Raw genomic sequence first — 24886 nt, 5'->3', positions numbered from 1 at the left:
AATAACAAACTAATTTAAATTGTAAAAATTATTTATTTTACTATTCAATATAACTAATTAATAATTCCATTGATCCATTAAGTTCAAATTTATGATTATGAGCTACTAAAAATGTGCTACCTTTACTAATTAATTCATTATCAATTGAACCAAAACCATTAATAACAGTTGCTTGAACCCATTGAGCATTAGGAAAATAATAAACTTGCTTGCCATTATTATTAATTTTTTCTAATTTGAAAAATTCAGATTCAATTAAAACATTACTAGAGTTGCTTTTCCTAATAATTTTTAAATTATTTTGTGGAAAATAAGTTACATTAAAAGCATCATCGATGTGTAATTCACGTTTATTTCCATTAATATCTTTACGATCATAATCATAAAATCGGTATGTAATATCTGAACTTTGTTGCAATTCAAATACTAATATATTTTTTTTGATTGCATGAATTGTACCTGGCGGAACATAAATTACATCACCAATATTTACTGATTTTTCTAATAATAAATTATTTCATTCATTGTTATCAACAAGTTTTTTTAATTCATCTAAGTCCTTAGCTTTATGACCATAAATAAGAGATGAATTTGCTGGGCAATCTAAAACATATCAGCATTCTGCTTTTCCGTATGAATTATGTTTTTTTAATGCATATTTATCATTAGGATGTACTTGAACACTTAAATCATCATTTGCATCAATAATTTTAGTTAGCAATGGGTATGGTTTAGAATAATTATTAAAAAAGTTTTTGTTTTTTTCAAAAAATTCCAAAAGAGTTATATTTTCTAAATCTTTATTTATTATTAAAGAAGATTTTTCAGGAATTGCACTAATATTTCAAGCTTCTCCATTTGTATTGTAAGGACAAAAATAATTGTAATTTGATAATTTTTTGCCACCCCAAATAGTTTGTGAAATGTATGGTTTTAAAAAAATAATCTTATTTTTCATTTTATTGTTCTTATTCTTTGTGTAAAAATTTAAAAAAATAAATAAAAATTGATAAATATTAAAAAATATTTATCAATTTGAAAAAAACACTAAATAATATTTTAACTACTTTAAGTAAGCATCAATTAATAACAAAAGTTATAATTGAAACTACTTGATACAATTAATAAAAATTATTAAATTTAATAATGGTGCACACGAAGGGACTTGAACCCCCACTCCAAAAAGAACTAGATCCTAAGTCTAGCGCGTCTGCCATTCCGCCACGTGTGCCTTGGTGCATCTTGAGGGGTTCGAACCCCCGACCCAGTGATTAAGAGTCACTTGCTCTACCAACTGAGCTAAAGATGCATAAAATGGTGCCGACTATAGGAATTGAACCTACAACCTACTGATTACAAGTCAGTTGCTCTGCCGATTGAGCTAAGTCGGCTAAAATGGTGGAGTGCGAGGGGCTCGAACCCCCGACCTATTGCTTGTAAGGCAATTGCTCTCCCAGCTGAGCTAGCACTCCATAAAAAAAACTTAGAAATGTTAATTTAATTTCTAAATTTTTTTAAATTGATAATAAATTGGTGACGCGTACGGGATTCAAACCCGTGAATGCACGCGTGAAAGGCGTGTGTGTTGAGTCACTTCACCAACGCGCCAAATGGCGGCCACAACAGGATTTGAACCTGTGACCAACCGGTTAACAGCCGGTTGCTCTACCGCTGAGCTATGTGGCCAAATTTACTTAATTTCTAACAAAGCATTACAATTTTATATTATTAAAACATTTTTTAACAAAAAAATTGTTTTCCTTAACAGATATTTTTGAAAACTTAACTTAAATAAAAGTATTACACAAATTTTTAGCAAAAATAAAACTACAATATTTTCACAAAAACATTTTTACTTCATATAAAGCTTAAAATAAAGTAATGTGCTCATTTATTAAATAGAACAAATTAATTAAAAGCAAATAAATCTAATATTTAATGATGCAAATTTTTATCTATTCCAATAAAAATTTTTTAAAAATTTAAATTTTTTATTTAAATTTATTTTTATAAAAATTAAAGTCAACAAATCATAAATTAATTTTAAACAAGATTATTATTTTTTCTTTTTCACAGAAGCTTTATATAAAATCTCTTTCCCAATTTTATTATTAATTTTATTTGCAATTTCTAATAAATCGTCATTATTTGATAATAAAAAATTATTAATTTGAAAATCTTGTGTTGGTGGCAATCAATTTTTATTGTTATTTTTATCAAATAAGGAATTTTGTATTTTAATTTCTTTTATGCTTTTTAAATTTTGAATACCAATTGAAATTAATCTTATTGAATAATCTTCAAATAAATCATTTAATAAATTCAATACGTAATGAATTAATTTATTTTCTGATAAAACATATTCTTCAATGGTTATGGATTTAGTTTTATATTCTCATTTATTTGATTTTAAGCCTAAAATGATAGTTTTTCCTGTAATTTCTTTTTCTCACATTTTCTTATAAAGTTCTTTACAAATAGATATACTTTCTGTTTTTAAATCATCATAATTATCAATATCTTCAAAAAGAGTTTTACTGATACTAATGCTTCTAGAAATATTTTTTTTATTATCAATATATGTGTCACCATATCCATTGGCATTGGAAATAAAAGAACTTAATCTTTTTCCAAAAATTGGTTCTAAAAGATTTAATTTCTTTCAATTTGCTAAATCACCTATTGTTTTTATTCCTAAAGAAAGTAATTTTTTTTCAATAGAAGAACCAATTCAAAGCATTTTAGAAATCGGCAAAGGTCAAACTTTTTCTTTTACATCACATTGTAATAATAAAGTTATTCCCATGGGTTTATTCATTTCTGTAGCCATTTTTGCTAAAAATTTATTATTACTAATGCCAATTGAAGCACTTAAATTTAATTTATTTTGAATCAATAATTGCAATTCCTTAGCAAAATCAACTGCTTTATCAAATGAATTAACATAATTAGTTACATCAATAAAGCATTCATCAATTGAAAAATCTTCAACAAAAGGAGATATATTTTGAATTAAAAAATTTTTAAAACTATCTGATGCTTTTGAATATTTTTGAAAATCAGCATTAATTAATTTTACATTTGGACACTTTTTTAAAGCAATAGATACAGGCATTGCAGAGGTGATGCCAAATTCTCGAGCTTTATAATTGGCACAAGACACAACAGATTTTCTATGTCTACCAACAACAATAATTGGTTTTCCTTTTAAAGTGTGATTTTGATTTTCTTCAACAGAAGCAAAAAAAGCATCTAAATCAATATGAAAAATGATATGTTTTAAATTTATAAAAAAATCCAATAATAAATTAAATAGTTTTTTAAATAACACTTAACAAATGAATTATTAAAAAGTTATTAATGTTAATTAAATCATAATATTTAAATTTTTTTAAAAAAATTAAATTTGATTTAAATAAAAAAATAACAATAAAAATGATTAATTAATTTTATTGTTAATTATCTTTGCATAAATTTAGAAGGTTTACGCAAATTTAATTTAATTTCATTTTCATATTTACCCATTCTAGTATAAATATGAATTGCACTAACTAGAATATTAATTATTGTTGCTAAAATTGTACAAACTGGCAATAATCAAATAAAGAAATTCATAGCGGCTTCTGATGATTGAATACTAGGATTTGTGGTAGCAATATTGTTCCCTACTGCTTGAAAAATAAATAATAAAGGAATAAACAACAAAATATTTTGAAGAATAGATGAAAATCATGATAAAGTTACACGCTGTGTGGATTGAAAATATAATTGACTAGTTGTTCCAATTGCCAAAAAAACTGATTGAACCATTGTAACCCTTAAAATATAAGTAACATAATTTAAATTACTAGCATTAACATCAAATAAATTAATAAGCAAAATGTTATTTAAAGCAAAAGAAAATAAAGCATAAATAATAACTCCATAAAAAATAGCAATCAAGAAAACATATCAATAAATTTTTTTAATTGCTTTGTAATCCTCGCAACCATATTTGTAAGAAGCAACAGTTCTACCGCCTTGAATTAACCCCCATACAGATTGTAATGCCAAATTACTTATCGGAGATACACTGCCAAAATATGATTGAAAAATATTAGGAGAGACATTAAAATTTTTATCATAACCCGTGCTACTTGTCATGTCCACAACATATGTTTGAAACATTGAATTTGAAAATGCTGATGTTGCATTTCTTAAAAATGAAGAAAAACCAATAAAAAAAATAATTAAAAGTAATTTTTTTGAAAACATTTTGAATTTTAAATTTTTTCAAATTAAATTTGTTTGATTTTTTTTAATTAAAATCAAATTATATGCTAAATATGCAATTAAATTAACTCCTCATCCAATTGCAGTTGCTAGTGCAGAACCCATAAAATTTAATGAGGTATAAACAATTAAAACTCAAACCAATAAAATATTTAAAAGATTACACAAGGTAGGGACAATTGAAATATACAATTGCCTTCCCTCACTTTGAAATAAAAAATAATACATTTTACTAATAATTTGAAAAATATTAAAACCACATATTATGTAAACATAGCCTTGAGCAAGATTGACTTGAATATTTTGAGTCATGTTGTTAAATGCTTGCGTTTCAAGATCAACATCAGCATTTGTTATCAAACCTTTAGCACTAGAGGATAATCACAATGGAGATATTCCTAAAATAAAAAATGAAGTTATTAAACCAATAATTACATTAGAAATAAAACCTGTTGATCATACCTCTTCAATTTTTTTAACATTTTGTTGTCCAAGAGCTTTTGCAAATGAAACAGCAATTCCCATACTAATTAATAATGTAAGACCATTAAGAATTAAAGTTATTGGTGAGCTTATAGAAATTGCAGCACGTACTAAATCAACAGGAAGAATATTTTTTTGGTTTGCAATATTTATAAATTCAACATTATTATTAAATAATTTTTCTAAAGTTAAACCATTGGGATTTAAATCGTTAGAAAAAGGAATAAATTTGACCATCATAATTTGATCAGAAAAAATATACATGGCTTGAAAAAAAGTGACCAATAGTGCTGGCAAAATAAATCTTATTAACAAAGGAAAAACTTTATAATCATTAAACAAATTTTTATGAAGTATTTTCTTAGTTAATGGATTTAATGATTGATTCTTTTTTAATTCAATTTCTGATGAATTAGAAACATTATTTACTTTATTGATGTCTTGCATATATGTTAGATTTAAAATAATTAATTTATTGTTTAACTTAAATTTAAAATTAACTTTAATTGAAATTTAAGAAATTTAATCAAATTACATTTTTATCATTAATTTAAAGAAATAATTAACAAACATTACTAATAAAAAATTTAAACAAATTTAAAATTAGTAATGAAATATTATTTTATTTACAAATTTAACTATAACAATTGTAAATCAAGTAATTGTTTTTTAATAAAAATAAAGTTTGATGATTATTTATATTAGTTAATGTTATTCAAAAGAAAAAACACAATAACCAAGACTTAATTGGTTATTGTGTCTTAAAAATGTTTCTTTGTTTATTTAATCTTTGCTTAAAACAAGAAAATTATTTACAAAAGATTAATTTATTTTTTAACTTGATCATGCAATGCAGGAAGAACATCTTCTCCAACTGGAATTTCAGGAAGACCACAAGCAGCTGCCATTTTGTTAGAATAGTTAACTGAACCATATTGACCTACTGCACCACTAATAGTAATAGAGTCAGTTTTTTCTAGATAAACTGTTGGAGCCTTGTCATTAGTTTTGCTATCTTCTTTGTTGTTAATGAACATTAATTGACAACCTTGAGGAATAGTTAAATGACGAATTACAACATCATTATCATTCATGTATACTCGGTATTGAGTAAATTTGTTAGGAACAGCTTGAAGTTTTTGGCCTTCAATTGTAGTATCATCAAATAAGAAAGCGCCAATATAACCTTTTTCAATTGTTATTGCATATGTTCTTGAACTAAAGTCATAAGTTCAACTATTAATTTGAGCTTTACCAAATTCTGCTTGAATACCAATTTCATTTTTTTGATAGAACTTACTTCCAGCTTCAGGCATTGTGAATGAATAAAAGTTATCTTTACCAGCAATTTGTTCAACACCTAATGAAATGTTAGGATCTGCAATGTCAAAAATCTTTAAATCAGTTAGAGTATAATCTGAACCTTCCATGCGCATTTGAACATAAATTGTTTGACCAGGAGAAATGAAAATAGAAGTTCCTAAATCAGTTCCATCTTTGTCCACAAATGATAAAGTTGCAAATCTAGCAATTTCATCTTTAAGTTCTATAGTTAGTTGATATTTTGTAAACTCATTGTCTACTTGATCAACAAACTCAGGTAAATTTGGATCAACAATATCAGCATCACCATCAACACCATTAGAAACAATTTTTTCTAACTTAATAGTAGCATCTTGACGAACCAATGTATCACTTGAAACAGATGGAGTTACAACTTCTTGTTGTCTTGTACTAGTTGATTCAATTATAGGACTTTGACTTGAAATTAAATTATTTGATTTGATTCCAGATGTAACAGTTTCACTAGTAACATTTTGGTTTTGTAATACAATTGGTAATGATACCGATAAAGCAGCAGCACCCAAACCTAACATAATCCCAACTGAAGTTAAAATTTTAGTTCTTGTTTTCATAAAGTCTCTTTTTTCCTTTCACTTTATAACAAGATTATTATAATGAAAAGAATTAAAAAAACAAGAATTTCAATGATTATAAAAAGAAAAAAATAGGTAGTTCAGATATATTTGAACTAAATATCTAATTTGCTTTGATACTTTTCTTGAAATGAATCTAGAAATTAATTTTATTACTAGAATGCATTACAAAAAACCAAAACAAATTATATCACATTAAATATTAATAAACAAATTTATTTTTCTAATTTATTTATTTTGTATGTTTAATATGTAAAAATTTGTTCGCTAATGAGACATGATTCAAATCTTTAAATAAGCAACTTTCTAAAAAATAAAAATATGAATGGTTAAAAAAATATAAATAATATTAATTTTTTTGAGTTAAATACAAATTAACCTAATATAAATAAAATTTTTATTTTTCAAATGCAATAAGTTCTAATGTAATATATTACCAAAATTAACTAATCTAAAAATAGAGTAATAAACCTTAAAAAGTTATTCACAAATAATAATATTTTCATTAAAATTATAAACAGCTTTACAAAATTAGAGAGTCAAAATCTTAAGTATTCAAAATATTTTTATAAGAAGGTTTAAATGTATGTGTACTGCTATAACTTACAAACAAAATTATTATGGAAGAAATTTAGATCTTGAATATGATTTAAAATTTTCTAAAGTTGTAATTACGCCCCAAAAATATCATCTTCAATTTAGAGTATCTAATTTAGACTTAGGTATTAAATATAGTTTAATTGGTATTGCAATGGTAGTTGATAATTATCCATTATATTACGATGCAATGAATGAACATGGTTTATTTATGGCAGGACTTAATTTTGATGGATATGCAAAATTTTTTGACATTTCCAAAGAAAAAAATAATGTTGCACCTTTTGAATTGATTCCATATATTTTGGGAAATTGTAAAAATCTTATTGAAGTCAAAGAAAAACTTAAAGATATTAATATTGTAAATGTAAATTTTAATTCAAACTTATCGCTTTCTCCTTTACATTGAATAGTTTCTGATAACACTACATCATTAGTAATTGAATCAGTTGCTGATGGTTTAAAGATATATGATAATCCTATAGGCGTTTTAACTAATAATCCAGATTTTCCATTTCATCTAACAAATTTAAATAATTTTCTTAATTTGAATCCAAAAAATCCTCTAAATTGCTTTTCATCAGCACCGTATTTAAAAAATATTTCAAATGGCTCCGGGACAATTGGACTTCCTGGCGGTTTATCATCAATTGATCGATTTATTAGAGCATCCTATACAAAATTAACTTCTATTTCAGAAAATAATGAAATTAGTGATATAACACAATTTTTTCATATTTTAGGTTCAGTATCACAAACTAGAGGAACTGTTATGGCACATGAAAATAGATATGAATTAACTTTATATTCAAATTGCTATAGTTCTAAAACTTTAACCCTTTATTATAAAACTTACAATAATAGTCAAATTAATGCATTAAATCTTAAAAATGAAAATATAAGTAACTCAACTGTTTTAAAAACATTTGATTTGTTTAAACCACAAAATATTAATTCTCTAAATTAATATTCTTGTAATTGAATTTATATTTAGGCACTATTTTATTTTTAATGTTTATTTAAAATATCTAATGAGATCTGCATTTAATTAAAAATTAAAGTTCTAAAAAATAAATTTATTAAAATTTACTCCTTTAAGTTAATTTAAATGCACTAAATTATTTTAAAAATAAAGTTTAATAATTATGTTGCATCTATATTAATTTATTTTTTCATCTCTAAATTCAATAAAAAAATAAAAAATATGTAAACAGTTTTTTTCTAAAACTAATTTACATATTAATTTCCTATAAAAATTTAATTTATGATTTTTTTTGGGCTACTTGGAGTTGTTGGTTTTGGAGCAGGAGTTGATGTTGGTTTAGTAGGAGTTTGCTGGTTTTGCAAAAGATGGAGGCAGAGTGGAACCTGGTTTGCTAGCGGGTGAAGCAGCCTTACTAGAAGAACTTGGTTTTAGCATTTGTGGTTTAGACTTCATGTTAGTGCCATCTGTACTTTCAATAATTTTTTTAAATACACCACCAACAGCTGTTGTCAATGTGTTCAATTTTTGATGTTGTAATTCAAAACCAACACGAAGAGATTTACGATGCTTATGCATTGGGATACCAATTGCACAACCTAAACCTATAACCAAAGCAATAATAAGAATTGGTACAACTATAGCTACTGGTAAAATCCATGAAGCTAAAGCACTAAAACCTGATAAAGTAACATTACTTACAAGAGCTACATCTGTAGTTGATGCTGGCATTAAATCATAACAATTCAATAAACAATTTCAAGAATAAGCAGTAAACGTTGCTTGTTGTTTTAGCATATCAACATTAGAAGCAAGAATAATAAATTCTGGTTTACTTTCTTGTTGTAATGTTTGATATACTGGTACATGTTGAGTTACTTTAAAGATTTGATTAACATATTCTGGTTTAACAGTTTGAATTTGTTCATATTTATCATTTAAATCATTAGTTAAAATAGATAAAGAATTAGTTTCAAGTATAGAACCTAATGAATTTGTTAGTATATCATCAGTTAAAACATTAATGAAACCGCCTTGCCCCAAAATAGTAGATCGAGGAAATGAGTCATTTATTTTATATTCAATATTTGTTGGATTAAATGTAACATATGAAATTCCTGAATCAGATATTGCTGCTTTTTTTGATTTTTTGTTTTGAGTAAACAAGCAAGGTATATTGGTAGAATCATTACACATTTTAAAAACGGCATCAACTGATGATCCTGATGTTTCATTTACACCAGTAGCATAATATTCTGCAGGAATAGAAAAAATAGTAGAAAATTTACCTGTTGTGGTTTGAGTAGTTGAAAAAGTCGTTGTAGCTCTTTGTTCTGTTTGACTTAAACCTTGTGAATCAGAATTGTTGTATTGTAATTGTTGAGTTGCTGTTTCAAACCAAATTTGCTTTTCACCACAATAATCATTAACTCTAGTAAGATAAGTAAATTCAGTTCAATATAAACCAGGTCTAAATTCTGATAGTTGCGGATTAAATGTTAAAAACAAGTGATCTTTAGTTGGGGTTTGGGAATCTGTTCATAAACTAGCTAATGATGAACCATTACTACCAAAAGACAAACCATCAAAATCATTTCAAGGTAAAACTGCTGTAGCTTTTTCTTCAGTTGGACCAACACTAGCATATGGATCATTTCCAATAGTAAAATGGCTTGTAATATATGGTACTGTATTATTTAAATCTTTAATACCACCAACAAATTCGCCAACACCTAAACGTAAAACTTCATTATCTTTTTCATAAGAACCACAAGAACTAAATGGCAAATTATCAAAATCTAAGTTATTTTGTCATGTTTTAGCACAATATCAATAAGGTTGATCTCCATAGTATGGGATTCCAATTGCACTATTATCTCCAATTGAAATACTGGAAGGAGCATGGTAAACAATGGATGTTGAATCAAATTTAGGTTCATTAATAAACAAAATTGATTTACCAACTTGCATTGCATAACCATAAACAGGTTGACCTTTAGTTTCTGTTACTTCACTTGGCATTTGCACTTTAACCAATGAACCAATACTCTTTAATGAATAACCAAAAGTTAATGTTGGGTAGTAATAATTACGGGCATTATCAACTAATGTAGGAAGGTTATATGAATAACTTGCTTTAGATGATCCTAATTGAGTAAAAGAAGAAGAAGAAGAAGAAGAAGTGTATTTGCCCTCTGGCAACTTATTGATAAGTTGTCCAAAAACTAATTGTTTTCCATCTACATTTGGATCAAAATAATAAGAAAAAGTACGACGAGCAGCATTATAAGAATTCACTGTTTGTTCAATTATTTGAGCAGCAGTAGTAAGAGCACTTGCACTACCACTACTTGAAGTTTGTGTTACACCTCTCTTAGAATCAAAAAAGTAATAAGTTCCAGAAAATGAATTATATGAAATATTAGTTCCAATATCAAAATAACTATTGCTAACTAAAATATTAGAAAATTTATCAATTGTTAAACTTGATAAACCTGTTGTAGGCATATTTATTAATGAGTCAATACTTAATGCAGTTCCAAACAATAAACATGGGTCAATAGAATTACGATCTGGGGATTTTAAATTAGTAAGTGCATTTTGACCAGATAATTGTAAAGAACGTTTTTCTTGTAGAGTAGGTGATGGTTTAGCATCACCTTCTCTTGTATTTTGTCTTACTTCTTCTGTATTGGCTTCATCAACAGGTTTTCAATCACGAGTTTGAGAGTTTCTAATTTGGCCAACAGTAATTCCACCAGCTAGATAAATAAATGACTTTGTGTTTGAAGAAACATTAGTTTCTATTCCACCAATAGCCAAACGTGGAACATAATGAAAATTACTAGTTTGTCCAATTGGAGCATAACATCAATTTCATCGTGTTTGAGGTTTTGAAGTTGCATCATATACTGGGTCATAAGTTAAACCACTTAGCAAATATGCATATGGAATTCCAGCAATAGTATTAGTATTAAAATCTGCTTTTCAAACCCCAATACTTAAAGCTTCTGGATCATTATAAATAGACCCATTGCCACCAAAAACTAAAACAACCCCATTATTAGCATACATATTACCTAAATTAGTAACATATTGCTTTCATGGTAAAACCATGGTTTCATTTGTTACAGTAGATGATTGGTCAGTACCTATTGTTGCTGGACTTATTTTATCACTGGAACTATTAATGTATCAAGATGGGTGATCTACCTTGGCAAAAAAATCATTTTCTGTTCCATATGTTTGCTCACTAGCTTTCTTTTTTCAATCACTTGGATAATTATCAACCATTTTTTGGGGGTCAATATTAATGTGAGAATTAATTGTGAATGATGGCGCTCAAGAACTACCAGAATAACTGCCAATGTTCTCAGTAATTTTAACTAAAGTTGCTTGGTTTCTAGAATTGTTACTACCTATCATTTGACTATAATACAACTTGTCTGGATCATCAACATTTTTACATTCATCAGGTGCTTGATTTGGAACTAAAAGTAAATATAAAACATTTGAATTTAATTGATCTTCAACAATTTCAACAACTTTTTTTCCAGCAAAATCATTTGCACCTAGATACTTATCAGTTGTAATATTATTTGGATCAAATTCTCAAATAATATTACCAAAAGAGTCAATTCTAGTTGCAGAATCTGTTCCAGTTAAAACAACAAAACCATTATTTTTAACTTGAACACCACTAAAGTTATTATTTTGTCAATGGCGAATTTTTCCTACTTGTTGTCCAAAATTATTAGATGTAATTGGTATTGATCCATCTTTTAAAATTGGTTTAGTAAAATTTGATTGCTTGGAAAGTGAAAAAACATAAAGTCCAATTCCAACAGAAGTTAATATAGTAATGCTTGCTAATGATACTAATAAATACTTAAAATTAAATTTTCTTTTCATAACTAAATAATTCCATAAAACTAATTTGGTTTTTTAGGGGAAATAGATTTTTCTAATCCACTAACAAGTTTTGAAGGACCAGTAGGTTTTGAAGGAAAAGATGGAACAGTTGACTTAGATTTTAAATTAGGAGCTTTATTATTAGATGATTTCAACATTTGTCATTGTTTGTTGTTCTTAGTTTGCACAATAACTTTGTTGTATACATTACCAACAGCACTTTTTAATGTATCAACCTTTTTGTTAGTAGATGAAAATCCTTTTTGAGTCAACTTATGATCTCGTTTAATTGACAATGGAATACCAATACCAACTGAAATAAGTACAAGTGTCAAAACAACAGAAATAGAAATAACTACTGGCAAAACTCATGGTTCCATTGGACTAAAACCATCAAATTTGAACGAAGGTGTTGCCAATGTAGCATCATATACAACATTAGGGTATTCTTTAGAATCAAATTGAGCTGATGTGTAATAAATTCCATTCACATACATTAAAGCAACATCAAAAACAAGACTAGAACCTTCGACTCTTGGGTTAATAATTTTAGGTTTTGCAAATGTTTGTTGTGTTAAAGGATCATAACTTCAACCACCAGTATAAGTTATTAATTGATTCAATAAACCAGGTGAATTCATAATTTTTTTAGGTGTTTGTTTGATTAAACCAGAATCAATTAAATATTGATCATTAACTCGATCTACTTTTCCTCAAACTGATCAATTATCTATTATTGTTCCTCCTTGTAACTGAGTATTACCATTATCTGTACTAACTAAATTTGAGGTATTAATAAAATCAACTTGCTCTCCACTATTTCCTGAAATACTAAAAGTAAAACAACTACTTACACCTTTAGCAATGACTTTGGTTACATCATTATTATTAATGTTAATAAATGATAAATCTCTATTTTTACTAAAAGTTAAATTATTATTTTGATCAAGTTTTAATGAATAGAAAGCATGCTTTTTCTTAGTAGGGTCTTGATAACTAATAATTCAATTATTATCAGAATAACTTATAGACAATAAATTACTAACATCATTAATATGTTGATTTGGATTAATATTAACTATGTTAGCTTTAGAAAAATCAGCAATAGGAACAACTCCAACGCCAGATAAAGATTGAAAACTATAAGAAACATTGTAAATGAATCCACGAACAATCAAAATGGCAGAAACACGATTATAAGAATCACCAGAACTAGTTGTAATAACTTCTGATGTTATTTCTGGCGAAAAAGCAAGAATTTTTTGACTTGCAGTATTTTCTAATCCATCACCTAAAGTATTATCAAATACTTCACTAGGATGAGGATTTAAATTAGTTAGAACCCTTGAAAAACCATAAAAATCAGTTCCAACAATAATGTTTCCACTATTAAAAGGATTCCCATTAGGAGCTACATTTGTAGCAGTTTTTGGTCCATCTATATTCTTGATCCATGTTTGCGGAAGAGTAATAAATTTTTTACCAAAGTTAAATTTATAAAATTTGTTACTTCTAAAAACACAATTAAACAATGCAAAATGATTATTACGATCAACAACTTTATCAAAAAAATCATTCATATAAATCATATTTTGTTGTGGACCAACAGTTGGGTCAACAGCAATTAGACTAGCAATACTAGAAGTCATCACTGGTAAAACTGTTAATGATTGAATAGCAGTAAAGGGAAATCAAAAACTAGAAGCACTAACTACTTCAGATTTAATACCATTACTAATACTTTCATAACCTTCTGATGATAAAAGTTGATAGGAAGCATTAATAGATGAAGAACCAACAAGAATTTCTTGGTTTAAATATTGATCATTATGATTTCTACCTTTTTGCAAACTAGTATTCATACTAATTGTGTTAGTAGATTCTGCTGTTAAATTTGAAGTAGTACTACCTGTATTTCCATCTAAATTTGCATTGACTGTTGTATTATTAAAACGATTTACTTGATATGAAGTTCCATATGTTCCTTGTTTTACCTGGTCTATTGTTTTTGTAGAAGTAGATGAACTTCCAGTATTTGCAGCAACTTGAGCAGCATTTGATGAATCTGTTGAACTTGATGAATCACCAAAATATAATCGACTGTTATAATCAGAAATGTTTGGTTGCATCATTGCCAAAAAAATGTATGGGGTTGATGAACCATCTTTGCTAGTAATCTTTAATGTTTTAGCGCCGCCAACATATCAAGCCAAATTAGAAACCTTGTTACGGTCCATAAATGGTAAGTAAAAAAGTCTTTTAACAACATTTGGATATAACCCATCACCACCATAATAATTTGTTGAATTTGTTGGGTCAAAGTTATAATTCGCATAAAGTAATGGATTTACATCTTTAGTTGCATTACCATTAGTTGTTACACAAAAATCATAGAATCAAAAACTTTGATATGAATTACCACCAAATAACAAAATCATTTTTTTATTAGTAGTAGCATCTTTAATATAAACCATGTTGTTAGCATTGTTTAAATATAATTTTTTTAGAATATAAAAATCTTCAGTATTGCCTTTATCTTGACCACTTTTTGAAATATCATTAATATGTGTTTTGGCAAGTAATTTATAGATTACATGTTTGTCATTACTATTTACAAAAACAGATTGATCAATATTATTATGTCATGTAGATTGCCCACCAACAACTGAATTATCTGTATATTTCATTGATCGAATGAAAGAAAGTTCATCATTTGTTGTTTCATTTGTTATAGCATCTTCAACATATACATGGTTCCAAATATTGTCTTGAGCAGTTCCTTTAAGACAATCTTGATATGCTGCACTTCCTTCAACTGAACTAGTAGTAGATATAGGAGGAATCTGAGTAGCACCTAACTCTGGATGGTGTTCACTTAAAGTAGAGAAATCATTAATTGAGAAATCTGGTAATTGTAGTTGATAAACATTTCTTTGTTCAAATCCTGAACCATTATCATACAATTGAACAACTAAAGCAGGGTTTTGAAGAGTAAATTTTTGGCAATTATTTTCAACATCATTATTATTTGATGCATCGCTTGTATCATTAGCTGTAATTGTTATGTTGTTATTAACTAACAAGGCATAGTAGTAACCTAAGTCATCAGTATCAGCAACTACTTGACGAACAACATAACCATTTTGTTTATTATAAGTTCAATCATAAAGGTATTGCATTTGAAAATTTATTTTAACAACTTTTGCAGCTGTATTAGCTTTATTGGTACCAGTTAAAATATAATTTCCATCTGCATCACTAATTTCATCAGCACTAATAGCCCCACTATCAAATGATTCTGAAGTAACCTTAACATCAACACTAGATAATGATTGTGGAATAACACTTGGTTTCATAGTTGCTTCTTGATTAGTTAATGAATTTACAACATGGGAATCATCCTTTAAACCAATTGATGAAACTAATCCAGCTAATAATGATAAACCTACAACAGATACTCCTAAAATAGAAAACAAGCCATAATATCTTCTATGATTTCTCTTTTTTTGCATAAAATAAGAATTTCCCTACTAAATTCATAATGTACTCTAAAACCAAATTAAAACAATTAAAACATAGAATACAACTTCATTAATATGGACTACAACTTACCAAAAAAAAAAAAAAAATCAAATTTACCTTCTTTAAAGAAGATGTATTTAATATTTAAATCTAAAAGTTTGCTAAGTAATTAATTGTAGTTAAAACATTTAGTAAAACTTTTTCAAAGTAAAAATATTTATAATGAAAAAAACTTATAAAAAAGAACAGAAATTTAACCAAAATATGAATAATATTAAATTTTTGAATCAATTACTAACTAAACAATGCAAACAAAAAGTTATAATTTTTCAAACTTTTAATAAGTTCTAATGCAATATATTATTTAAAATTAATTAATCAAAAAATAATGCAATAAACTTTAAAAAATGTTAAATATTTTAAAATCTTTGTATTTTTTTACATAAATCAAAATTTTAAATAAACATTTTTTTAAAACAAAATGTTTGTAAAAATAATTCATAACACAATAAACAAACAAAAACATATTAAATGTTTTTTAAAAATTAATATATAAAATTGATATGTTTTTGAATATTAATTTAAATACATGAGATCAACATGAATGGCAAAAATCCAATAATTTTACTAAAAGAAAAATTAATTAATGATATTAATCAAGTTGAATTTTCTTTACTAAAAGAAAATTGAAATAAAATTTTTAATCGTGAAAAGCATACAAGAATTATTTATGAAGAAGATGAAGTGATTCCAATAATGGATTCAGAGTGATTTGGTGATGATTTGTTTTTAAAAAATGAAGTTTTAAATGATATTGAATATATGACAAAAAGATTTTTAAATAACAAAAGCAATGATGCTAAAAGAAACTTTACTTTACTGCTAGATCATTACTATTGATTGATTGAATCTTTAGCTACAACAAAAAATATGGATGCAAAAAAATATTTTAAATTATTTGAAAAATTATTTACCAATTAATAGAAACTTTAATACTTAATTATTGACTATTTTTTTATTTTTAAAAATAAAATCCCACTTTTAATAACAAAAGTGGGCATAAAATAAAAATGGTGGAGATGAAGGGGATCAAACCCTCGACCTCCTGAGTGCAAATCAGGTGCTCTATCAGCTGAGCTACATCCCCATTAATGGTGGAAGTAAATGGACTTGAACCATCGACCTCACCCTTATCAGGGGTGTGCTCTAACCAACTGAGCTATACTTCCATTATAGTAAAATGCAAATGAAATTATACAATAAAATAGTTAATTAAATTCACTAAAAAATATAGTATTTAATCTTTCGGAAAAATTAAACATTTTGGTTTTTATAACAGTTAATAGTTTTACTGAATTGATAGTAACTAGATGATTAAAAACATCATCTAAATTAAAAGTCCAATTAATTGGAATAAATTTAATCAATTCAATTAAAGCAGCATGATTTTCAAAATGAATAGCACTAATTGTTTTATTTTTTTTTGAATAAAGTGCAAAAGCTTGCTTTGCTAATAAAATTTGATCTCCCATCAAAATGTTTACTTTAAAAAAATGCTTTAAAGTATTAAAATCTAAATCAACATAATTTGATATTTTAAAATTTTTTATTTGATTTTTAAAAATCATTAAAGCTTTATTAATAGTAACATCATTTAATGGTTTTAATAATGTTTTTAAAAAAGCATCATTGATATGATTTACAGATTTATATGTTGAAAAATTATTTAATGATAATAAGTCAAATTCTTCATAAATTTTTCAATAATCACTTTCAATTAAAATAACATCATATTTGTTTTTCATTTCATAAATAAAATTAGGAAATAGTTTATGCAAAATATGTGTGTGCTTATATTCATCTGCAGCAACAACTCCATAAATTAAGCATGCTTTTAAAAAATGATTATTAGAAACAATGGTTTTAGGAATTGTCATTAAACCAAGAGCAAAATTATTTTTTAAATCAGTACTTAAATAAATACATCTGGGAGATATATATTCATTAAGAAAATAATTAAAAGATTTATCATTCTCTTCAATAAAAGAACGAAGATAATTTTTTTTATATTCAAGTAAATGATTAAAACTATAAGAATTACTTAACATAAATTGCTTTCTTTAAGTTTTATATGTGCAACATTTTTTAAAATAATAGAAAATGGATGGTACATTCTTTTAGAAAAATCAATAATTGAAGATCAAACATCATCCTGACGATCTACTCATTTAACCAGTGGATGATTAATAGCTAAGTTTTGAGATAATAAATATTGATATGAACCTCGTTTGGTTTTATCTGCATGTTCAACTAAGATTTCACAAAAATCATTATGTTCGTAACTAATTGTTAAACCAATTAGTTTACTATCTATGAAAATGCCTAATCCTTTAAAAATTTCTTTTTCAATTAATTCTTTAGATAAATTTACAAATTTTAGTTCACTTTCGTAATTAAACTGATTATTATCATTACCTCATTTTTTTAAAAATCTAATAATTTCTAAAAAATTAATATCTTTAATTTTTTTTACTTGTGTTAAAGATTGATAATTATTTAAATAAAAATTAAGATGATTGCGTCGCTTTTGCATCTTCTTTCCAGCCATAAATTGCAATTGCTCTCTTGTGTATAGATAATTGCTAAAATTTGTATAAATAACTTCTACATCATAAATTGTTTTCAATTGTTCAATTTGTTCATTTGTTAAATCTTCCATAAACAAACCACCAGAATTTTTCTTATGACTCAAAAATAAATCAATCTGTTTCTGGGCAACATTTAAAAAAGCATTTGGAGTAGAAACAATTGGTGATAAAATTAAATGTTTATGTGAAGCATCAGTTCATTTTTCCATTTTTTTATCAAAAATATTATTTATATAATTTCAATATGATGGTTCATACTTACAATATAAATAAATACAATTTAACTTTACATCATATTCATAATTAATACGAACACCAAAAGTTGATCAAGACAAGTATGTAGCAGCTGAAAATACATTTTTTGGGTTAACTTTATTAATACAGTTTTGAAAATTTAACAAAGTACTTGGGAGAATAGTTTTCATAAAAACTAATTATATATTCTCCATAAAAATAAAAAAACTTTTTGCTCTTTATTTTTTAAATATAAAAAAAATTATCGCTTAGTAAATTGAGGAGCTCTTCTAGCACCATAAAGACCAAATTTCTTACGTTCTTTGTTACGTGCATCACGAGTTACTAATTTATTTGCTTTAAGAATTTTTTTAAAATCAGGGTTAATCTTAATTAAAGCACGAGCAATACCTAATCTTATTGCTCCAGCCTGTCCAGTAAAACCACCGCCATTTACTACAACATTAATGTCATAATTATTGCGAGAATTAGTAACCTCTAATGGTTGTTCTAAATCTTGAATTACAATCTTATTTGGAAAATAATTTTCTGGATCTTTTCTATTAACAATAATCTTGCCTGAACCAGAAGTTAAAGTAACTTTTGCTACTGAAGTTTTTCTACGGCCTAATCCATAAAATGAATTGCTACTCATATAAATAAATTATCTCCCTAATTATTACTTTCAATGAAGCATGCTAGGTTGTTGAGCAGCATGTTCATGTTCACTACCTTTGTAAACTTTTAGTTTGCGAATGATTTCTTTACTAATTCTATTATCTGGTAGCATTCCTTTAATTGCATTGTAAACTAATTTGTCAGAATAATTATCTAACATTTCGCGTCCACTACGTTTTTTAATTCCACCAATGTAATTAGAATGTCGATACCAAAATTCATTATCCATTTTATTTCCAGTCAAACGAATTTTGTCAGAATTAATAATAATTAAAAAATCTCCACAATCTTGATTTGGAGTAAAATTAACCTTATTTTTCCCGCGCAAAACATTTGCAGCTTTGACAGCTAATTTACCTAAAACTAAATCTGTAGCATCAACACAATATCATTTGCGCATTTTTTGTGCATCTGCTTTTTTTAACATTGTTGTTTTTTGCATAAATGACCCAAACTATATTAACAATTAATGTCCATATAAACTTTATTTTATTATTTTTAATTTCTTTGTTTTGTTCACATAGTGACTTAATAAATCACGCAAAGCAAATAGATTATAATATAAATACACTAATATAGTAAACTAATTTACTACACTGATAAGACATACTAATTTAGTAACTAATTAACAGTAACTATAAGTATTGTTTATAAATAAATGTTTTTACTTTTATTATTTAAAAGTTTAATTATTATTTTGTGTTTTCTAAATGCATTAAAATCTTTACCTAAAATAGTTTGCTAGGCTTGTGTTTTTCAAGACATAAAAGATAGCTTTTTAAAATTTAAAGCATATAAATAATTTTATACTATTTTACTCTGTATAAAAATTACCTTACTTAATAAGATGTTAAATTTAAGACTTTGTTTATATAACTTTAAAATGCTTATTTAAAATTTTAATAGGACAAATAATAAAATTATCCTTTACAAGGGTTTGTCAATTTCGAAATCCACAATTTTAAAATGAACATAGTGTATTTTTAAAGATAAATTTTGTAAGTTCACATTTATAAGTATTTAAATAAAAATGGGTATTAAAAAAATTATGAACAATGAAATAACTTTTGATTTAAATATCAAAGAAATTTTATCAGATTGATCCATTTCTGATGCTATTAGAGAATTAATTGCCAATGCTATTGATGAAAGTAGATTAACCAAAACAGAATTTCCTAGCATAAATTATGATAATAATACTTTGACGATTTTTGATTATGGTAGGGGAATCACATCTAATCATTTTATTCAAAATGAAAATGAAGAGAAAAAACAATCAAAAATAGTTATAGGAAAATTTGGAATAGGTTTAAAAGATGCTGTTTCAGTTTTATTTAGAAATAACAAGGAAATTACTTTTTATAGTAAGCATGGGTCTTTTACTCCAAAAGAAGATTTTAAAAAAGGTATTAATGAAAATATTAAAACCATACATATAAAAATTAATAATTCTATTTTTGAAAATGAAGGAACAAAAATTGTTATTAATAATATCGATGAAACTGATTACAAAAAAGCTATTTCTAATTTTTTAGAATTATCGGAAAATTATGAAAAGCTTTCTTCTTCTGAAAAAGGTGAAATTTATGAAAGAAATAATTCTAACAAATCTGAAATTTTTTTAAATGGAATGAAAATATCAGAAGATGATAATTTCTTATTTTCATACAATATTTTATTGCCAAACACTAAATTAAAAAATGGTTTAAATAGAGAAAGAAGAAATATATCTAGAGATGTTTATAGAGACAATATTATTTCTATACTTAAATCTAATATTAATGACAATACACAAAAATTAATTAATTGTTTGATAGATAAACGGGAAGAATTTTCTGATGGAGAATGATCATTAGTAGATGTAAAAAAATTAATTATTAAAAATACAAATAGAAGAATTTTACTTGCATGTCCTGACACACCAACTTATCCTATGTTTAAGTCTTATGCTATGCTAGAAAATTATGAAATCATTTCAATAAATAAAAAAGAATACAATACTTTTATAAAAGATGAAAATTTTAAAAAATACACATTAGATTTTTTTGGAAATGAATACATAAGTGATTATAAAGGAGATATTGTAAATAATTTTGAACCGCAACAACAAAACAATTGAGATTGAGTATTAAAAAAGATTGAGCAATTGTCTAAAAATATTGATATTTCCAAACAAGAAAAATTACGATCATTTAAATTTGAAGTAATTGAAGATCATCCCAATGCTTTAGGAATCACTATACATGAAACTAATACTATACAAATAGTTAAAAAAATATTAAGTGATAAAGAAAAATTATTTAACACAGTCATTCATGAAATCGCTCATGCCATAAGTAAAGAGAGAGACTGCACAATAGAATTTGAACAAGCTTTAACTGATTTATTTTATTCCATATTATTGTTAGTTTAAATGTAAAAAAAAGCGATAAGCACATTCATTGATATTTAAAATATTTGGTATAATTCAAATCATTAAATAAAGTAATTATTAAAATTTTATATGCAAGAGAAAAAAGAATCTTTAATTTATGTTTTAACTAACCCAAGTTTTCCAAAAAATTGCATAAAAATTGGTTATACACAAAATTTGAAACAAAGGTTAAGGTCATTAAATACAGGTTGCCCTTCAAACTTTGAAGTTTATTGCACATATAAAATTAGTGCTATTGCCAATGGTGCACCTGATAAATTAATTCATAAATTGTTAATTAAACTAGTTCCAGATCTTCAAATTGATCCTAAAAAAGAATTTTTTACTTTGCCACCACAAGATGCATATGAAATTTTGCAATGTATTGCTAAAATTCATAATCGTGAAGATTGTTTAATTTTAAACACTAATAATAAAATTACAATTTATAAAGAAAATAAAAATCTAAATGCTAACTTTGTATCCAATAATAATTTAAGTAAAATTTATTATGCTAGAGAAGCAAAATTATTATCTAAAGGCAATGGTAAGTTTGTCCTTTTAAAAGATTCAGTTGTACACCGATGGCCAAGTGACAAATTAGCAAACAATCTTAGATATCAAGAAATAAAGAGTAAGCAAGATGATTTGATAAAAAAAGGATTAGCGGATTTTATAAACGGTAAACTTACTATATTAAAAGATATAGAATATGATTCACCTTCTGCACCAGCATATTTAGTGTGTTGTACAAACATAAATGGTTGAGTTTTCTGAAAAGATGAAAATGGCAAATCACTAGATGAAAATGAAAGAAAAAAAGAAATTTAAATCACTTTTAATAAATGCTTTGTTTAATATTTCAAAATATGATTAAAAAATTAAATTTATTAATTTAACTATTGGTTGTTTTAATACAAACATAGAACTATAAATCAAATTACTAAAAATTACTTACTTTTTCAATAATTCTTTAAATAAAATTGCATTTGTTGAACATTTAAAATAATGGTTCCATATTAATGTTAGAACTCTTAAAGTATGCTTATATTTAATGTTTTTTAATTGGCAAATGTCTTAAATAATATTTTAATTAAAATATTAGGACACTATGGCAGTGCTTGAGCGTAATGCTAGTATTTAATTACATATTACGAAAAACCACCCTGATTGATAAGGTGCTAATAGATTAAAGAAGAATTATTTTATTTGGAATCTTTAAAAGCAGATGGTTTAAGTAGAACTTTTAGTTCTTCTTTTAGCATACTTTTAAAATCATCCTTCATGACTGCATTGGTTTTAAGATATTGAACATCTTCTTTTAGATATTGAACATCATCTTTTAAAGATTTAATATCTTGAGCAAGAGGAATAAATACTTGTTCGTTCCACATCTTAAACCATGCGGGAATTCTTGGTTGAGGTGGTTTTTTATTGTCACCACCATTGCCAGTTTTTTTCTTTTTGTTTTCCAATTTAGTAATTCTTCTTTCATGATCAGTTAGTCCTGCAATACATAACTGACATTCACATTTTTTTATAGACATAAATAAATAGCCTTTCATGTATTACAAACTAACTTAAGAAATAATCAATTTCTATTATAAATAAAAACCAAGAGCTGTTCAATGGACCTTGGTTTTAAAATGAAAATTGGTTTCATTTTTTTTAATTCTTTATAATGGCATTTTGTTCTTGAATAACCATTTGACAAGTAAATTAAAAAGATGAGTTTAGTGTAAATTGAATTTGTTAGTTATATATACTAGAGTAAATATTCTTTAAAACTAATAGGTTAAAAGTTTTTCTATTCTACAATGTTTTTAATTTCTCTGTTAATTCAAAATTCATGAAAATTAAAATTTTGACTAACAACAAAATAATAATATTTATTTTGTCTCTATGTAAGTTTAATTAAAGCATTTGGGTATAAAATAATCAAAATATTATTTGAAATTTAAACTTTTTTTGTTGATTTATAAATTAATAAAGCATCGTATTTATGATATTTTGTAATAATTAATTTTGTCAATTTAATTCATTAATATATTTAAATTACTTTTTTTAAAGAACTATTTTTTTTAAATATATCTTTGCCATTAATTAACAAAGTTCATTTATTGTATTTTATTTCATCTTCATATTCAGGATCAATTAAATAAAAGTCATCTTCAGAAAACAAATTATATTGATCATTAGCGACTAAATTAATATTTAAAAGATCAATAAATTTATAAACATAGCGGCCAATCCAATCTTTGTTACGTGCATACCTAACAATTAATAAATTATTACAAATTTCTTTATCTAGTAAATTAGCACAAATTCCATTAGCATGAAGAATTGAATTAATTGCTAATTCATAATATTTAGGAAGATCTTTATCTAAATTTAATATTTTCATGTAAACATTAAATTTTTTAATCATAAATTTAAATAATCGGTTTTTGACAGTCTTAACATTACCTAAGTCAATATCTAAAAAAGTAATTGAAGCTAATGCTAAAAGTGAATTAATTAAATATTCTTTAAATTTAGTTTGCTTTGAAGCAAATGTTTGGATGTATTTAAAAACTTTTTCTAATTTAATTGCTAGTATTTCAATTGTAAAGTTACCAGTGCCACAGCCTGGTTCAAATACTGAAGCCATAAAATTACTATCATTTTTTAAACCAGAATTTTTAAGCATTAAATCAACCACTAATTTAGGTGTAAAAACTTCAGCTAATTTTTGTTGATTTCCATTATCAGGAATAAAGTCTTCTTCATCACTAAATTTTGTATAAAGTTTTGAAAGCAATAAATCTTTATTATTCATCATCAGATAAATTACTTTCTAAAATATCTTCAACACTAGCATTCATTCTATTAACAGTTTTAAATATATAGTCTTGATCTTCTTTTGATAAACCAAAATAATCCATTAATTCATGATCAAGTGCATCGCGTTTTTCAGATTCATTTTTAATTTTTTGTCAATTTGTAAATTGATTAATTACATCACAATATGGAACAAAGCGATATGAATTTCTATTTGCATCATGTGTTAATTTAACAATTGACACTAAAAAGCGTAAAAAACGTGATTCCATGAAATAAGCAAACAATTTTGCATCATCCTCGTTATCAAAAACTTCACATACACGGTATGATGCTGTACATACAGAATTTGGTTCAACTAAAAGTGAGCGAGATAAAATATTCTTGT

17 protein-coding genes and 8 tRNA genes are annotated in these 24886 nt (G+C 25.4%); 4 read left to right on the top strand and 21 right to left on the bottom strand.

Going from position 1 to position 24886, the window contains the following annotated elements; translation table 4 throughout:
• Positions 1–40: 40 nt before the first annotated feature.
• The 10 genes from T383_RS0100320 to T383_RS0100270 form a co-directional block, all read right to left on the bottom strand.
• Positions 41–958, bottom strand: a complete 918-nt coding sequence (locus tag T383_RS0100320; RefSeq protein ID WP_033159686.1) for a type I phosphomannose isomerase catalytic subunit — start codon at positions 956–958, stop codon at positions 41–43.
• 189 nt (positions 959–1147) lie between these two features.
• Positions 1148–1231 (bottom strand) — tRNA-Leu (locus T383_RS0100315).
• A gap of 2 nt (positions 1232–1233) precedes the next feature.
• Positions 1234–1309: transfer RNA gene (locus T383_RS0100310), tRNA-Lys, on the bottom strand.
• A 6-nt stretch (positions 1310–1315) separates the two neighbouring features.
• Positions 1316–1391, bottom strand: a tRNA-Thr gene (locus T383_RS0100305).
• Between the two features lie 5 nt (positions 1392–1396).
• Positions 1397–1472: transfer RNA gene (locus T383_RS0100300), tRNA-Val, on the bottom strand.
• Between the two features lie 59 nt (positions 1473–1531).
• Positions 1532–1608 (bottom strand) — tRNA-Glu (locus tag T383_RS0100295).
• 3 nt (positions 1609–1611) lie between these two features.
• A tRNA-Asn gene (locus T383_RS0100290) sits at positions 1612–1686 on the bottom strand.
• Between the two features lie 370 nt (positions 1687–2056).
• Complete coding sequence (gene dinB / locus T383_RS0100280; RefSeq protein ID WP_033159684.1) at positions 2057–3301, bottom strand: DNA polymerase IV; 1245 nt, start codon at positions 3299–3301, stop codon at positions 2057–2059.
• Positions 3302–3459: 158 nt separating this feature from the next.
• The gene (locus T383_RS0100275; RefSeq protein ID WP_052663880.1) at positions 3460–5202 is read right to left on the bottom strand and encodes an MATE family efflux transporter; all 1743 of its coding nucleotides are present in this window, start codon (positions 5200–5202) and stop codon (positions 3460–3462) included.
• 380 nt (positions 5203–5582) lie between these two features.
• The gene (locus T383_RS0100270; protein WP_033159683.1) at positions 5583–6671 is read right to left on the bottom strand and encodes a hypothetical protein; all 1089 of its coding nucleotides are present in this window, start codon (positions 6669–6671) and stop codon (positions 5583–5585) included.
• 607 nt (positions 6672–7278) lie between these two features.
• On the opposite strand from T383_RS0100270, the gene bsh reads away from it, so the two are divergent.
• Positions 7279–8256, top strand: a complete 978-nt coding sequence (bsh, locus tag T383_RS0100265; protein ID WP_033159682.1) for a choloylglycine hydrolase — start codon at positions 7279–7281, stop codon at positions 8254–8256.
• Positions 8257–8610: 354 nt separating this feature from the next.
• Here the strand turns inward: bsh and T383_RS0100260 are convergent, their stop codons facing one another.
• Positions 8611–12183 (bottom strand): hypothetical protein, encoded by a 3573-nt coding sequence (locus tag T383_RS0100260; RefSeq protein WP_033159681.1) that lies wholly within the window; start codon positions 12181–12183, stop codon positions 8611–8613.
• A gap of 20 nt (positions 12184–12203) precedes the next feature.
• Positions 12204–15695, bottom strand: a complete 3492-nt coding sequence (locus T383_RS0100255; protein WP_033159680.1) for a hypothetical protein — start codon at positions 15693–15695, stop codon at positions 12204–12206.
• A gap of 610 nt (positions 15696–16305) precedes the next feature.
• Between T383_RS0100255 and T383_RS0100250 the strand changes: the two genes are divergently transcribed.
• Entirely contained in the window at positions 16306–16686 is a 381-nt protein-coding gene (locus T383_RS0100250) for an MG296/MPN423 family protein (RefSeq protein WP_033159679.1), read from the top strand.
• Positions 16687–16776: 90 nt separating this feature from the next.
• On the opposite strand, the gene T383_RS0100245 is transcribed toward T383_RS0100250, so the two are convergent.
• The 6 genes from T383_RS0100245 to rplM form a co-directional block, all read right to left on the bottom strand.
• Positions 16777–16852 (bottom strand) — tRNA-Ala (locus T383_RS0100245).
• A gap of 5 nt (positions 16853–16857) precedes the next feature.
• Positions 16858–16934 (bottom strand) — tRNA-Ile (locus tag T383_RS0100240).
• A 39-nt stretch (positions 16935–16973) separates the two neighbouring features.
• A complete protein-coding gene (locus tag T383_RS0100235) occupies positions 16974–17813 on the bottom strand; it encodes a hypothetical protein (protein ID WP_033159678.1) in 840 nt (279 codons plus the stop codon).
• Positions 17807–18778: a phosphatidylglycerol lysyltransferase domain-containing protein gene (locus T383_RS0100230; protein WP_033159677.1), complete on the bottom strand. Its 972-nt coding sequence runs from the start codon at positions 18776–18778 to the stop codon at positions 17807–17809. The genes T383_RS0100235 and T383_RS0100230 overlap by 7 nt, the downstream gene beginning before the upstream one ends.
• A 71-nt stretch (positions 18779–18849) precedes the next feature.
• Positions 18850–19242, bottom strand: a complete 393-nt coding sequence (gene rpsI, locus T383_RS0100225) for a 30S ribosomal protein S9 (protein ID WP_033159676.1) — start codon at positions 19240–19242, stop codon at positions 18850–18852.
• Between the two features lie 24 nt (positions 19243–19266).
• Positions 19267–19707, bottom strand: a complete 441-nt coding sequence (gene rplM, locus T383_RS0100220; RefSeq protein WP_052663877.1) for a 50S ribosomal protein L13 — start codon at positions 19705–19707, stop codon at positions 19267–19269.
• A gap of 606 nt (positions 19708–20313) precedes the next feature.
• On the opposite strand from rplM, the gene T383_RS0100215 reads away from it, so the two are divergent.
• Positions 20314–21678: an ATP-binding protein gene (locus T383_RS0100215; protein ID WP_033159806.1), complete on the top strand. Its 1365-nt coding sequence runs from the start codon at positions 20314–20316 to the stop codon at positions 21676–21678.
• A 90-nt stretch (positions 21679–21768) separates the two neighbouring features.
• The gene (locus tag T383_RS03675) at positions 21769–22509 is read left to right on the top strand and encodes a DUF4357 domain-containing protein (protein ID WP_052663875.1); all 741 of its coding nucleotides are present in this window, start codon (positions 21769–21771) and stop codon (positions 22507–22509) included.
• Between the two features lie 374 nt (positions 22510–22883).
• Here T383_RS03675 and T383_RS0100205 read toward each other — a convergent pair whose 3' ends face one another.
• The 3 genes from T383_RS0100205 to T383_RS0100195 form a co-directional block, all read right to left on the bottom strand.
• Positions 22884–23225: a hypothetical protein gene (locus tag T383_RS0100205; protein ID WP_156940222.1), complete on the bottom strand. Its 342-nt coding sequence runs from the start codon at positions 23223–23225 to the stop codon at positions 22884–22886.
• Between the two features lie 503 nt (positions 23226–23728).
• Entirely contained in the window at positions 23729–24496 is a 768-nt protein-coding gene (locus tag T383_RS03670; protein WP_156940221.1) for a hypothetical protein, read from the bottom strand.
• A complete protein-coding gene (locus tag T383_RS0100195; protein ID WP_033159674.1) occupies positions 24489–24770 on the bottom strand; it encodes a hypothetical protein in 282 nt (93 codons plus the stop codon). Before T383_RS0100195 ends, T383_RS03670 begins: the two co-directional genes overlap by 8 nt.
• Positions 24771–24886: the final 116 nt, after the last annotated feature.

The sequence above is a fragment of the Mycoplasmoides alvi ATCC 29626 genome (genome assembly GCF_000701785.1).
Lineage (GTDB): Bacteria > Bacillota_I > Bacilli_A > Mycoplasmatales > Mycoplasmoidaceae > Mycoplasmoides > Mycoplasmoides alvi.
The sequence above is the reverse complement of the archived record's forward strand: the minus strand, read 5'-3'. Positions and strand labels throughout refer to the sequence as shown.